Here is a 12,701-nt window from a genome sequence, read left to right on the forward strand (position 1 = left end):
GAAAGAAATGGATATTAATCAAGTATTTGAAACACTGGATGATCTAGATGATAAAAAAAGTAAGATTAATTCAGCACGAGAACAGTTAAGCGAAAAAAGGAAAAGCCTGTTAGGCAATCAAACAGTTTCATTTGAGAATATAGATTCTTTTTTGTCAAATAACTTAGAATCTTTAGAGCAGCTTGAAAAGATGGAAAAAGTTATTAATTCTCTTCAGGAAAAATATAATAGTGATTTTTCAGAAGCTAAGGCAGTCATCTTTGAATACATTTTTAAAGAAACTAAGCAACGGATGGAAACTAAGAAGATCTATAAACAATACCGAAAGAAACTTAGACAAATTCTGGACGCATATAATGAAATTCAAGAACTAAAGAAGGATGTGGAAGAAATCCATACAGGTGTAGTCAGAGAAATAAGTCAGAAACATTCTCTATTGCTATATCGAACGGAAGTAAGTCCGCTTACTGTCTTACCATTCTTAAACCCTGATATTAGCGGGTGGATGAATTTTTCTAAGGAATATCGGGACATTAAAGAGTATTTAGAAAAATAGGGAACAAATTAAGTAAGGCTAGTGATATATGGATGAAACAGAAAAAATATCGCTAGTCCTACTTTTATGCTTTACTAAGTTTCACATAACAAAGTAAGCATAAACTGAAAAGAAGTAGTAGCTTGAAAGCAAGGTATATCAGGGGGTTACAGAATGGAGTGAGTTTCACAGAATGTAAGATATGAGAAACTGAGGGGATAAATAAAAGAAATTTCCCTTGAACTTGTCACATTGAAGAGTTGTCAAACTTAAAACAGCAATACCTTCTAACTTGAGTATTAGTAGGCTTTCAGCATTTTTTGTCAGTTTGACAGAATTTACAATTTGACAAATTGCAAGATAAAAAAATTTTTAAATTTAAGTGGAGGTACTTGCCTATGTACGAGTTGAGTAACAGAGACCTGGACGAGATAGATATTGAGTTAGGACGATATAGAACGCTTGCTAATAAAATTTATTTGAGAAGACAGGAACTGATACATAATAAGAAACATAGCACTGAAGATTACACTGGTGGGAAAGGCAAGACAGTATCTAGTCCTACTGAAGCGACAATCATTAGAATTGAAGAAGACCAAACACTAAGATATTTAGAAGGCTTCAAACTAGTTGTAGATACCTTGATGGAAAACTTAATTGAAAGTGATCTAGTAATTTTTAAAATGAGATATTTAGAAGCTGGTGCGACTTGGGAAGACGTGGCAGAGAAACTAAATAAAACTACTCGTTATATAAATAGCCGTAGAAAGGTAATCGCTAAAAGATTTGTGGAATTGAAAGGATATTGACTCCCCCCACCTTTTAAAAAATCTTTCTGCCCAGTAGGGTACCGGTGAAGGGAACTTTTTCCAAGTCGGAGCACTTCAGACAAAAAGGGGGTAAAAAATAACAAATCAGAGGAAAAGTGCTAAGTTTTTATTTAATATTTGAAATGTAAATCAATATTCATTAGGTATTGTTTTAGTATATCTGTAAAACACGATTCAATAATAATCTAAATAAAAGGGTATTGATAATTAATTAGAAGTGTTGTTGAAAAGTATTCAAAAAAGAGTTATACTGAAATCATAGAATAAGATAAAAAGATTTGAATTATCACCTGGAGTTCTAAATTTCAATTTGGAAGGATTGAATGATATGACTAGAAATGATATAAATGATTGGCCAGAAGGAGAAGATGATAACATTGATTTTGATGCCATCCACAAACAAAATAAGGATAAAACCATTGAGGATTTAGATCGTGAATGGGAAGAATACCTTAAAACACTAAAACTTGAAACAATTTAATTAAGCGCCTAGAGAAGTCTAAGTGCTTTTTTTATTTTTTTGCGAATAATAAAGTAGGAGGAAGAAAAATGAACATTTAAACATTGAATTGACAAGTATTGAAGTAACTAATACTAGGTTTTGAACATTGGGGAGAAGTGGCTTATAGTGTACCGATACTAAAGAATGTATACAATCTTAAGTTATTACTCCTATTAGATTTTAAGGTAGAAGATAAAGAGTTACTAGATTACTTAGTATCAACTTGGAAGTATCGTGATCTAGTGCTTCACTTAGTAGAGATACATAAGACAGAAAATTTAAAAAAAAATAGAATTAAACATATTATACTTAACAAGTATGGTATAATAAGAATAATAAAACAATGGAGGTGGCTGTGATGAATATGGAAAAATTTGCAAATCACATTATTGCAGTTGCTAAAGAAAATAAATTACCAATTACTAATCTTCAACTGCAAAAAATTATGTATTTCGCTTTTAAACTAGCAAAAGAAGATGAGATTATTGAAGAATCATTTCTGAGAGAAATGTATGATCAACCTTTTGAGGTTTGGCAGTATGGGCCAGTTGTTCGTGAGCAATATTTGAGGTTTAGAAGGTTTTCATCAGAGATTATTATTGGACATTTTGAAAAATCGCCTTCTTTGAGACTATTAGATCAAATAATCATAGAGTTGTTGAAGACAGATGTATTTACTTTAATTGATATTAGCCACCGTATTCCGTTCTGGTCTATGAACAGTGATAAAATTTGTGGATATACTAGTACAGTAAAATATCGATTTGAGGATATTTAATTATGACTCAATTAGAAAAAAGTTTTACGGGATTAGAGAAAAGTCTCTCAGGAGAACAGCAAGATTTTATTGATTATTTCTCAGAGTTTTTAAAAAAAGCTCCAGATTTTAATTTAAAAACAACAGCAGATGATGATTCTCTAAATACAATTACAAAAAGAATATTATCTAAGGTAAGTCAGCCTGGAAGAAAAAAACAGGGCTACGGAACGAAAGAAATAAAAGACGATTTAAGATTATTAATTGAAATTGCAAAAGTTGACGAACTTTACAGGGTTGGTTATGCTGAAATAACTAAAGCTGTTTTGGAAGTAGATAAAAACAGAAAAGATATTCCTGATAAATTGGGCGATTTTTTAGAAGCTATAAAAAACGAATATCTTGATCTTCTAAGAGAATTTAAAGCGTCTATCTCGTCTAAAGCTCAATTATCTCTTATGGATAGCTATCAACAAAAAGCTATTATTTGTGTTGGAAAAGCAATAGAGCATGCTCGATTAGCTCATATTCAATACGATAGTTTGTATTTAGAAACACAAACTGAACTTTCTGGCATACAGAAAAGTTTAAAAGAAGCAGATGAAAAATTAAAAGAAGCAGATGAAAAATTAAATGATTACCAAACCGAAATAGATAGGCTTTCAAAAAAGCAGACGTCTATGTATACAGATTTTATAGCTATTTTAGGTGTTTTCTCAGCTTTTGTATTTGTGATGTTCGGTGGTTTTGATTCATTGGCTAAGATATTAGAAGGGTTACAAAATAATGATGTATCAATTCGTAAGATATTGCTCATCTCTTCTATTCTAATTGGTTTTTTAATAACAATTCTCTATTCTTTAATGTATTGGGTGTCAGTTATTATTGAGAAACCTATCTTACAAAAAAGTTGTGAGTGTAAGAATGTTTGTTGGCATCCTAAACATCTTTATGCAAGGCATAGATTCTATTTAACATTAATGATTGTTTGTGCAATTGTATTTAGCTTTTCACTTCTAGTTTTTAAGTAGAACTAGTCTAAAATATATTAATTCTTCCTATAACTATAAGTCTCAAAAAAGCACATTCTAAATGTGCTTTTTCTTGCCTGCTGAACTCATTAAAAAAGTAAAGTTTTATGTTCAGTGATTTGTGGAGTAAGGAAGAAACTCCAAAACATTAAAACGAAAAATGAAAATCCCAACCCCTCTATTATCAAGCGTTAAGAAGTGATAAAGCCAATTAATTAATACTTAAAAAAGCGATACAACAAGATGTTGTAATATTTTATTGAATAAGATAGGCTTTAGAACCTTGATATTAAGCACTTTGGGGCGCTTTCCCTTGGTGCTTTTTTGTTTTTAAAATAGCTTTTTAATGTACAGTTATAAGTATCTATACACAATTAGACTGATATAGTTCAAAGTAATATAATATTCTAAAGGAGATGCTACCATGAATGTTTTAGAAAAAAACACACAGGTAAAGTTTAAGACTAACAGAGACTTGTTAGAGAAGGCTAAAGTTATTATCACAGAGCAAAATCTTGATATGACAGTCAGTTTTAACTTGTTTTTAGAGTATATTGTAGAACATAAAGCCTTGCCATTTGAAACTCAAGTAGATAAAGAAAGAGAAGAACTTCTATCAGGGTTGCGTGCTGAAATTGCCCGTAGCTTTGAAGATTTAGAACATGGAAGAACTTGCAGCCTTGATGAAGTGAGGGCTAACCTTGGAATTTAACGAGAACTCATATGGCCTTATTATCTCCGAAACGGTACAAGAACATCTAAGAGGTATTAAAGACTATATCTCAGCTAACTATTTTTCAGAGCAGGTAGGAGCAAACACAGTTAAAAATATTCTTTACGGATTGGCGCGTCTTGAGGTCTTCCTAGAAGTGGGATTTGATGCTGACGAAAGAGTAGGAGATATTATATATCCACCACACAAAACTTGATGCATCATTTTAGGAGATTACCTAGTCTTCTATCATATTTTAGAGGATAGAAAAGCTGTCTTTATATCAGATATTATTCATAGCAAACAGGACTACATTCGCTTGTTCAAGAAAAAATAGCGCCTATAGGAAGGCGTTTTTGTTTGGGAATGACGAGGTGTTGATGATATAAATCTGGTATGATATAATGTTTTGGCCTCCTCAATTTAATGAAGGGAGGTGTTATATATGCTAGAGTTACTTTCCCTTTTTCTAGCTCCGTTACTTGTTAACGTACTATCTGAGCTTTTCAAGCTATGGATAAAGAAACGTAGCAAGTAGCTTTTAACCCTTTTAGAGGGTAGCAAAAAACCCCATCGGTGGCACGGTGGGGCTTTTTAGTTACATATGCTAGAAGCATTGTTTTCCCTTTATGTTTTCATTCTAACACATAAGCCCTGATATTTCAAGCGTTTGTTTTGATCTTTCCTCAGAGTGTGTTTGTGGTTTGAGTTCATTTCACTGAAATTAGAACCCGTGTCACCAAGTTCCATTTTACAGATTAAATGATGAAAAAACTATTTTACACATCATGTATAATATAGGTGAAAAATGACGATCGAGTGCAGTAAAGTGCAGTAAAGTGCAGTAGAGTGCAGTAGAGTGCAGTAGAGTCCTAAAATTACCTGAATCAAATCAGTTTTACAAAAAAGATTGTAGGATAAGTAGAGTTTGAATTGAAATATAAGTATTGTTGACAAAAAGAAAAAACGCTTGAATTGCGTTTTTCTTCTGTATTGATTCGTATTGAATGATTACTTAACTTCTGTAAGAGTTAAATAATTTCTATTTTAGCTGTTAGAAACGTTGGTACATCAATGTTTCTAGAATGCTACCTAATAAAAGGTAGAGTGAATGGTAGAGTAGTTATTGCGTTAGCTCAGCAATCTTTTCAAGATAAATCCCCACAGCTTCTAACTTTCGTTGTGGTGCTAATTCAGCGTAAGTATCCATTGTAGTTGAAATTGATTTATGTCCCATTCTGACTTGAAGTTCTTTCCAATTTGTGCCAGCGTTGAGCAACATTGAAGCATGAGTATGTCGGAACAAATGGAAACCATAGTTTGGTAATCCAAGACCTACTAACCTTTTCTTAAGAGTTGTTCTCTCGTTTCTATCACACATATAGTTGCCATAGATTGTAGGGAAAATCAGTTTTGTTCTATGTCTGTTGTGCAATTCAAGATACAAGTTCATTTCGTGGTGGAAATCTCTGAGTTTTTCTACTATGGGGAGAGGGACAGGGACAGAGCGATTTCCTGCATCAGTTTTTGGTGTAGCTTTACAGATAACTTCCCCTTTTGTCCCATCTTTTTTATTTGCGGTTTTCCACATCAATGTTTTACTGACATTAATAGAAGAATTTTCAAAATCTAGGTCATCAATCGTCAACGCAAGTAGTTCATTTATTCGCAAAGCGGAGGCTAATAAAGTATTACAAATTAACTTAAATCTACGATTGGCTCTATTGTTATCTAAACTTTCAAGATAATTAAGCCATATTACAAGACTATCATCATGTAATACCATGATGCGTTGCTTATTTGATTTTGGCTTAGGTGGTATCTTAACAGAGCTAACAGGATTAGTGATTAGTCCATAGTTTGTAATTCCATAGTCAAAAATATCTTTCAACTTATGGATAACAGCACCAAAATCTTTAGCATTACCTTTATCAGCACGCTTTATACCAGATTCAATGGACTCTTTTGATTTCTTTGCCAAACCATTTAACCAAAGCTGGATATCCGCAGATTCAATTTTATCTGGTTTGTAATCTCCAAATTTAGGGATAATATAATTATCAAGATAACCTCTTACTCTGTTCAGAGTATTATGTGAGTTGACCCAGGTCTTATATGATTTAAACCATTCTTCAGCTAAATCTTCCAGTGTATCAATGACGATAACTTTTTCTCGTGTTGAGCCATTTTTTTCAAATTCTAGTCGTGCTCGAATGATTGCTCTATCTAACTGTTTTAGTGTCTTAGCTGTAATGGTAGTAGTGACTTGCTTACCAGTTTTGATATCTTTTCCCAGAAATGCCCCCTTCAAAGTGTATGAGATGGACTTATCTTTTTTGATTTTTTTAATGACTTTTTTGCCATTATGAATAATTGTTTCAGTTTCCATATTTGCCTTTCTTCATGGATATTGAAGTAGGCTAAAATAGTTACCACTCTTTCTTTTAGATAGAACTATTTTAGCAAAAATTTTCAGAATTAGGATTGTAAAAAGTTGATAATATCATCTAGTAGATAGAAGACGGTTCGAGTTCCCTCTATAGGAGGTTCTAATCTTTTTAATCCTTTTTGTTCCCAAGTTTTTAATGTGTTTGGGGAGATATTTAGCTGTTTTAGCAATTCTCGCTGTTGTATTATCTTTAGTGGTATGTTCTGTTCTTTGATTTGAATGAGTTTGATAAGTGTTTGCAATAGTTGTTCAATTTGTTCTAATTTTTCGTTATTCATTATTCTCTTTCTCCTCTGTGTTTGAATTATGGAGTCGATTAGGATTGTATCTTCGTGAATCTAGGTATTTGGCGAAGAAATATGTACGTTCAATAATGAGTCCTAATAAATTGGTATTGTTTGCTCGGGCATACCAGACCAATTCTTCAAATTCGGTAAAGTCGTTCTCTTCGATAATATCAACTACTTCATGTATAAAATCCGAGGAGTTCATCTCCATCAAGAATTTTTCTAAATTAAAGCCACAACCGACTTCAATATCCTCAATGTTGTAGGGGGTCTTATCTGGATTTTCCGCATGGGTAAAGTAGTCAAATAAACCAGTGGGAGACATAACTACCTCCACATGTGCTGGACCGTTTAGTTTGTCACTGATGATATTTGATACTTGTGAATAGCTTTTCAGTGAATCAAAGAAGAAAGCACCGTGTTTGTGCGATTTCTTGAACTCTCCCGTCTGTCTATTAACATCCTTATCGTGCCAAGGACTAAGAATAAACGGAATATGGAGTTCCTCTAATATATTCAAGTAGTTCTCTGGTGCGCTTTCCTCGTAGAAGAGAAACGTCCATTTGGTTGAGCGCTGTTCTTTTGCCATAGGCAGTTACCTCATTTCTTTTGGGTTCTATTACTAAGGAGAAATGACAGGTCGTATGCAAAGTTTTTTTGAAAAAATTGAATTTTTTGTGATTATTGATTATTGACCTATTGGGGGTCGTAGTAACCCCAATAGGTCATGATAGAAAAGAATATAAAAAGGGGCTGTCTGGCTTTTGCTTAACGCAAGCCACAGCCCCAAGGGATTAACGTTTTTGTCCAGTGAACCACAATTGGTTACGAACTCGAATAGGAGAGGAGAAATAATAGTCTGCGTGTTGGCTGACGATTTCTTCTTTTAATTGTGCTTCCATCTCTTTTAGGATTTTTTGCCCTTGTTGGTCTCTAGGGACTTTTAGAAAAATAGTGATGGTATCTTTTCGTATATCTACAATACACTTGCGAACAGCTCGGTTAAATCCTTTATGGATTGGATTGATGGTGGTAACGGTCTGGTGTTCAAGGTTACTTATCTTCTGTACTCGTTCACGCTGAAACAGGAAGTGTCGCAACAGGAAAGTGTGATAGACAGATTGGATATAGTTCCGAAGACTATCTGTTTTCAACCGTTGTATTATCTCTAATCCAGTCAATAGTAAGGCAAGTAGTAGTGAAATAAGAGCGGATTTGTGACTTACAGAACTAATGGTATCAGTAATGTTTTTAACTGAATCTAGGTTGACAAATAAGATGTTGGCTAATTGGACGGAAAGAAAATTGAATAGCCAGCCGAAGACAGAGCAGATAGGAGTAGAGAGAACCAAATATAGTATAAGATTGAAACTTCTTATAAAGTAGTTTTTTGTGGTCATAGGATACCTCGCTTAGTGTAGTAGGTTGGACAGAGTAGGGGCAGAACTTGGTAGGGGTGTTCATTGTCGATAACTTGGATGATACCTGTACCATGTCCTGTTGGAATGACAATCCCCTCTGGATCGAGGTCAGGAAATAAAAATTGAGTAGTTTTCTGATTGATATTTCCAATTTGTAACAATACGTTTAGCTGTTCCCTTACTGAAATTGGGATAGTATTGTGGTCAAAACGCTGACTTACTAAAAATAGATGGATTTTGGTAGCACGTCCTAACAAGGCAATCTGTGAGAGTAAGGAGAAAAATGCTTCTTTGATATTCTTATTGACTCCCTCTGATAGAGCTAGGACTTCATCAATAACAATAGTTAGATGGGTAAATTGATGGTTGGGATTATCATACAAGATAGCTTGTCGTTTTTGAATGAGATTTGCACATTGACTTAATTGTTCGTTGACCTGTGATACAAAATCAGATTTTGAACGGTTTTCGACAGGGTGGATAACGGAAATATGATTTTCTCTTGCCCAACGACTTGGGGTATCAAATTTCGGGTCAATGATAATCAAGTCAGACATATGCTTCAGTACACTCAAGAAGTAAGTGAGAGCATACGATTTCCCAGAACCTGAATTTCCAGCAATAGCCCAGTGATTGACCTTGTCTAAATTGAGTTCAAAGTGCTTCATGATAGGGATTTTCCCATGTGGCAATCTGGCTGAAAACTTATCCAAATCAGGAATCGCTAAACGTTCTGAAATCCCTCTTTTCCAAGGGAAGAATAAACCACGTTGAATGTGTAAGTCATCTGTGTCTAGAGGGACAAAATAGGTAGCATTTTGTTTTAGAAGCGTATATTGTGGGTAAAGTGAAGCATTGGCAATCAGAAAGATTTTCTTGTATAAGTCGTCATCGAGGATATAAGCGCACGGTAGGCGAGGGACAAAGACAAAGCCGTCTTCTTGAATAATGACGTTAAAAGAATTAGTATAGCTGGTTTCCCCCTGCATTAAAGCCCCTAGAGCCATGTTTAGGCTCTGGAGCAGGTAAGATTGCAGGAAAGATTGGTTCAGCACATCACGAGATTGTGAGGTCATTACCGAACCTCCTTGATACCATTTGCTTTGAAGTAAACGTTATATTTTACTTCGCAGGCTTGTAGGGTGTCAAATTGAATCATGGATTGAAACGCTGGAAGCTCAATCGTATCTTCGAATTTTACTTGGAAAGGGTCTTGCCCTTCCTGTACAAACCATGCTTTATAGGCTACGATTTCTCCTGTTGGTTTTCCTTCTTCAAACCGTTGTTGTGGTTCAAGTTCGGTACTAAGTGAGTAAATCGGTTGTTTTTGACTGATAATTTTATCAGCCAATGTAGTTGTATAACCACCTTTTGTTGTTTTCATTTTAAACGCCATAGGGTTGTTCCTCCTTTATTATTGAGAAATAATACGAATGAGACTTGCTCGGTTTTGGTCGTGAGCTGGACGTAGTTGCTCTAGTTATGTATCACCTCCTTATTACTAAGGAGAATGAGACAACCAAACGCAAAGTTATTTGTTAAATTTTTAATTTTTTTATAAAAAATCCAGTGACAGAGACACTGGATTTGAGGTATTAGCGATAACTTTTTAATAAAGGAGCTAATTTTTTTAGTGCTTTACAATAATGAGATTTGACAGTTACATCACTCATTTTCTTGTAATGTTCAGTGATATAGCGAGCCGTTTCTTTATAGCTTGAACCTTGTTCCGCTATCATTTCAACAATCTTACTGTCAATTTCTGATAGGGATGCTTTAGCTTCACGAATAGCTTGTCTTAACTCCGCTAGGATTAAAGCTTCTTCGGGATTCAAATCAGAACTTGCAACTACTTCATAGCGTTCACGTCGTTTACCGTCATTACGAGATATGCTTTCTTCCATACTTCGTTTATGGTGGTATCGGTCACGCCGTTCTGCATTACTTTGTTCTTGTTGAAGCAAACGAGTTACTTCATTCCAATTTTTAGCTTTAAAAGCTTCTTTGATTTTACGCTCACGGCGTTCTTGTACTTTATTGCTCATAATGATGAGCTCCTTTCCGTCCTTGGACAGAAGGAAACAAAATGAGCAAATATTGAACGCTGAGTATGCTAAAAGGCACAACAAAGAAACAGCGAAACAATTCTATGCAAGACATGACCTTTATCGTCATATCATCATATTTGTTTCAATCTGTCCTTTGATGGCCATCAATTTGGACTATTAAAATTTTTATCAAGAGTTTTTCTTGATATATTCAGTATAAGGCATAATGTTCTTTTATTTTTTACTTCTTTTTTTACTTCAATAAACTAATTTGTAAAACGAAGTGCAAAAAAAAACTAGGCGATTCACCTAGTTTTTAAAGAGCAAATTTTCGTATCTCTTCTTCGCTTAATAGCTTAATAAATGCTTGTTGAACTCTATCTAAAGCCGAAGCCATTGCGAGTAATTCCTCGTTTAATTGTTCTTGGAAATAGTATGTTACTTGTGTATTATTCGTCAATAATCCCTCAATATAGCGAGTGACATTTGTATTATCTAAATTGATATCATAGAGTTCAACTAAATCAACAAGGTCGATGTCGTTTATTCCCTGAGAGGCAATTTTTTCAATACGTTTCTTATCCTCTAGTGAAAATCTTGTTGGCTCTAATTGAATAGTGTGCCTTTCTTGAATTGGTCTTGTTGCATAAGGGTTAGAAACCCAACTGATAATTTCATCAAAAGTTCTTTCCTCAGTCCTTTCTATATCATTGGATTGATAAATATTAATGCCTAGATTTGCCAACTCTTCTTTAGAATATTTTTGATATAACTCTGTGATATCCTTACCTTGACTGAGTAATTTCATACAGTCCTCAGATATCTGTTTGAATTTTACTCCATCTATTTGTTGACCACCAGTCATACTAAACGAAGAGGTTGTTCTTCCTTTTTGAGAAATAACTAACGGGACGGATGTAAGGTAAGATTTTGGAATATTCTCTTTATACATTCTTTCTAATATATCATTTACCATAAATCCGATATTAAACAAGGGATTTTCTTTGAGTTTTTTTATTAGATTAGGGATAATTTCTGTCGAAACATTATCATACCACCATTTATTGATGAGAGGATCAATGTTTTCTTGCCTAAATATTGAGGGTATGTCATTTCCGCCTAATTCAAATAGGATACCACAGACATTAACTTCAAATGATTTAATTAAATTATCCCCTAACATCAACCAAAGAATATCAAACATTTCTTCAAAATCAATGACAGTCAATTCATTGATGGTACGGGTTCTAAAACTTCTAGCGGGGTTATAACTTTTTCCACCAACCCATACGTCAATGTCATCTTTCGTGTGAAAAGTATCCATTTCAGTTTCAGTAGAAATCATAAATCTTTTTCTTTGAATATTGAAATTTGCAAATGTCTTGGCAATACTTAGACAACTTGATTGGATTGAAATTAAATCATCACTCATGAAAGAATATAGTTTTTCATCTACAGCCTCTAAATCTCTATATAAAATAGAACTGAAAAAATAATGAAACAGATTCTCAATAAACTCATCTAACTCTCCAAAAACGATATACGTATAGCTCGAAGCGGTTAGAGCATTTAAATAAACTAACATCGAACTCGTAATTGGTCGCTTACCACTTTCAACTTGACTAACTTGACCTGCATTGCCTAGTTCGCTTTGTGTAATATTGTATTTTTTTCTTAAATTTTTGATACGAGTAGGTATTTCTTGTGAATAATTTTCTTCAAAAAATTTCATATATAATCCCCCTATAATCATGGAAAAGTAGAAAGTAGTAAAAATAGTTGTTATCCTAGTTGATTAAAAAAATCTCTGATTTCCTCATCTTTTATAAAATAATATATAATTTTCCCCTCTCTTCTAGTGTCCAAGATGTTTTGATTGGCTAGTTTACGAAGATGGTGGGAGGCAGATGCCATACTGAGATTTAATAAACAGGCTATATCGCAGACACAGAGTTCTTCGACGGCAAGGAGATAAAAGATGATATTTATCTGTTTATTATCGGTAAATTTTGATAAAATGCGAAGTGATTTTTGGACTTTTTCCTTTTCAAGGTAGTTCGTTGCGGTTGTAACATTTTGTTGATTTATAACATCCACTTGACAGATACTATCTTTTTTCATAATATTTT

General features: G+C 33.8%; 16 protein-coding genes and 1 pseudogene. 8 read left to right on the forward strand and 9 right to left on the reverse strand.

Going from position 1 to position 12,701, the window contains the following annotated elements:
• Positions 1-7: 7 nt before the first annotated feature.
• The 8 genes and pseudogenes from SP4011_RS00675 to SP4011_RS00705 all read left to right on the forward strand — a co-directional run bounded on the left by SP4011_RS00675 (position 8) and on the right by SP4011_RS00705 (position 4,704).
• On the forward strand, positions 8-556 hold the full coding sequence (locus SP4011_RS00675; RefSeq protein WP_049506188.1) for a hypothetical protein: 549 nt from the start codon (positions 8-10) through the stop codon (positions 554-556).
• 377 nt (positions 557-933) lie between these two features.
• Positions 934-1,344 (forward strand): DUF722 domain-containing protein, encoded by a 411-nt coding sequence (locus SP4011_RS00680; RefSeq protein WP_247921162.1) that lies wholly within the window; start codon positions 934-936, stop codon positions 1,342-1,344.
• A gap of 349 nt (positions 1,345-1,693) precedes the next feature.
• On the forward strand, positions 1,694-1,846 hold the full coding sequence (locus SP4011_RS00685; RefSeq protein WP_247921161.1) for a hypothetical protein: 153 nt from the start codon (positions 1,694-1,696) through the stop codon (positions 1,844-1,846).
• A 137-nt stretch (positions 1,847-1,983) separates the two neighbouring features.
• Positions 1,984-2,226, forward strand: coding sequence for a DUF7720 family protein (locus tag SP4011_RS11415; RefSeq protein ID WP_419992024.1), 243 nt, complete (start codon positions 1,984-1,986; stop codon positions 2,224-2,226).
• Positions 2,226-2,645, forward strand: coding sequence for a Panacea domain-containing protein (locus SP4011_RS00690; protein WP_201058493.1), 420 nt, complete (start codon positions 2,226-2,228; stop codon positions 2,643-2,645). Before SP4011_RS11415 ends, SP4011_RS00690 begins: the two co-directional genes overlap by 1 nt.
• Positions 2,646-2,647: 2 nt before the next feature.
• Positions 2,648-3,655 carry a hypothetical protein gene (locus SP4011_RS00695; protein ID WP_247921160.1) on the forward strand — a complete coding sequence of 336 codons (1,008 nt, stop codon included), beginning with the start codon at positions 2,648-2,650 and terminating at the stop codon, positions 3,653-3,655.
• A gap of 424 nt (positions 3,656-4,079) precedes the next feature.
• The gene (locus tag SP4011_RS00700; protein WP_338619471.1) at positions 4,080-4,367 is read left to right on the forward strand and encodes a type II toxin-antitoxin system RelB/DinJ family antitoxin; all 288 of its coding nucleotides are present in this window, start codon (positions 4,080-4,082) and stop codon (positions 4,365-4,367) included.
• Positions 4,357-4,704: pseudogene (locus SP4011_RS00705) on the forward strand (type II toxin-antitoxin system RelE/ParE family toxin). The gene SP4011_RS00700 and the pseudogene SP4011_RS00705 overlap by 11 nt, the downstream one beginning before the upstream one ends.
• 786 nt (positions 4,705-5,490) lie before the next feature.
• On the opposite strand, the gene SP4011_RS00710 reads toward SP4011_RS00705, so the two are convergent.
• The 9 genes from SP4011_RS00710 to cadX form a co-directional block, all read right to left on the reverse strand.
• A complete protein-coding gene (locus tag SP4011_RS00710; RefSeq protein ID WP_338619472.1) occupies positions 5,491-6,756 on the reverse strand; it encodes a site-specific integrase in 1,266 nt (421 codons plus the stop codon).
• 89 nt (positions 6,757-6,845) lie between these two features.
• Complete coding sequence (locus tag SP4011_RS00715; RefSeq protein ID WP_001058391.1) at positions 6,846-7,094, reverse strand: MerR family transcriptional regulator; 249 nt, start codon at positions 7,092-7,094, stop codon at positions 6,846-6,848.
• Entirely contained in the window at positions 7,087-7,692 is a 606-nt protein-coding gene (locus SP4011_RS00720) for a replication protein (protein ID WP_001040935.1), read from the reverse strand. Before SP4011_RS00720 ends, SP4011_RS00715 begins: the two co-directional genes overlap by 8 nt.
• A 205-nt stretch (positions 7,693-7,897) precedes the next feature.
• Positions 7,898-8,503: a hypothetical protein gene (locus SP4011_RS00725; RefSeq protein ID WP_338619473.1), complete on the reverse strand. Its 606-nt coding sequence runs from the start codon at positions 8,501-8,503 to the stop codon at positions 7,898-7,900.
• Positions 8,500-9,600, reverse strand: coding sequence for a type IV secretion system DNA-binding domain-containing protein (locus tag SP4011_RS00730; protein ID WP_045610914.1), 1,101 nt, complete (start codon positions 9,598-9,600; stop codon positions 8,500-8,502). Before SP4011_RS00730 ends, SP4011_RS00725 begins: the two co-directional genes overlap by 4 nt.
• Positions 9,600-9,920 carry a hypothetical protein gene (locus tag SP4011_RS00735; protein WP_000874693.1) on the reverse strand — a complete coding sequence of 107 codons (321 nt, stop codon included), beginning with the start codon at positions 9,918-9,920 and terminating at the stop codon, positions 9,600-9,602. Before SP4011_RS00735 ends, SP4011_RS00730 begins: the two co-directional genes overlap by 1 nt.
• Positions 9,921-10,119: 199 nt before the next feature.
• Positions 10,120-10,569 carry an RNA polymerase sigma factor gene (locus SP4011_RS00740; protein ID WP_338619474.1) on the reverse strand — a complete coding sequence of 150 codons (450 nt, stop codon included), beginning with the start codon at positions 10,567-10,569 and terminating at the stop codon, positions 10,120-10,122.
• Between the two features lie 319 nt (positions 10,570-10,888).
• Positions 10,889-12,304, reverse strand: a complete 1,416-nt coding sequence (locus tag SP4011_RS00745; protein ID WP_338619475.1) for a helix-turn-helix transcriptional regulator — start codon at positions 12,302-12,304, stop codon at positions 10,889-10,891.
• Between the two features lie 50 nt (positions 12,305-12,354).
• Complete coding sequence (cadX, locus tag SP4011_RS00750; RefSeq protein ID WP_000711078.1) at positions 12,355-12,693, reverse strand: Cd(II)/Zn(II)-sensing metalloregulatory transcriptional regulator CadX; 339 nt, start codon at positions 12,691-12,693, stop codon at positions 12,355-12,357.
• Between the last annotated feature and the right edge of the window lie 8 nt (positions 12,694-12,701).

It is taken from the genome of Streptococcus parapneumoniae, assembly GCF_037076355.1.
Classification (GTDB): Bacteria; Bacillota; Bacilli; order Lactobacillales; family Streptococcaceae; genus Streptococcus; species Streptococcus parapneumoniae.

Excerpts from the sequence above, each read along its gene's own strand:
- SP4011_RS00715 (WP_001058391.1), bottom strand. The coding sequence starts at position 7,094 with ATGAATAACGAAAAATTAGAACAAATTGAACAACTATTGCAAACACTT.
- SP4011_RS00725 (WP_338619473.1), bottom strand. The coding sequence starts at position 8,503 with ATGACCACAAAAAACTACTTTATAAGAAGTTTCAATCTTATACTATAT.
- cadX (WP_000711078.1), bottom strand. The coding sequence starts at position 12,693 with ATGAAAAAAGATAGTATCTGTCAAGTGGATGTTATAAATCAACAAAAT.
- SP4011_RS00710 (WP_338619472.1), bottom strand. The coding sequence starts at position 6,756 with ATGGAAACTGAAACAATTATTCATAATGGCAAAAAAGTCATTAAAAAA.
- SP4011_RS00730 (WP_045610914.1), bottom strand. The coding sequence starts at position 9,600 with ATGACCTCACAATCTCGTGATGTGCTGAACCAATCTTTCCTGCAATCT.
- SP4011_RS00735 (WP_000874693.1), bottom strand. The coding sequence starts at position 9,920 with ATGGCGTTTAAAATGAAAACAACAAAAGGTGGTTATACAACTACATTG.
- SP4011_RS00690 (WP_201058493.1), top strand. The coding sequence starts at position 2,226 with ATGAATATGGAAAAATTTGCAAATCACATTATTGCAGTTGCTAAAGAA.
- SP4011_RS00695 (WP_247921160.1), top strand. The coding sequence starts at position 2,648 with ATGACTCAATTAGAAAAAAGTTTTACGGGATTAGAGAAAAGTCTCTCA.
- SP4011_RS00700 (WP_338619471.1), top strand. The coding sequence starts at position 4,080 with ATGAATGTTTTAGAAAAAAACACACAGGTAAAGTTTAAGACTAACAGA.
- SP4011_RS00675 (WP_049506188.1), top strand. The coding sequence starts at position 8 with ATGGATATTAATCAAGTATTTGAAACACTGGATGATCTAGATGATAAA.
- SP4011_RS00720 (WP_001040935.1), bottom strand. The coding sequence starts at position 7,692 with ATGGCAAAAGAACAGCGCTCAACCAAATGGACGTTTCTCTTCTACGAG.
- SP4011_RS00685 (WP_247921161.1), top strand. The coding sequence starts at position 1,694 with ATGACTAGAAATGATATAAATGATTGGCCAGAAGGAGAAGATGATAAC.
- SP4011_RS00740 (WP_338619474.1), bottom strand. The coding sequence starts at position 10,569 with ATGAGCAATAAAGTACAAGAACGCCGTGAGCGTAAAATCAAAGAAGCT.
- SP4011_RS00745 (WP_338619475.1), bottom strand. The coding sequence starts at position 12,304 with ATGAAATTTTTTGAAGAAAATTATTCACAAGAAATACCTACTCGTATC.
- SP4011_RS00680 (WP_247921162.1), top strand. The coding sequence starts at position 934 with ATGTACGAGTTGAGTAACAGAGACCTGGACGAGATAGATATTGAGTTA.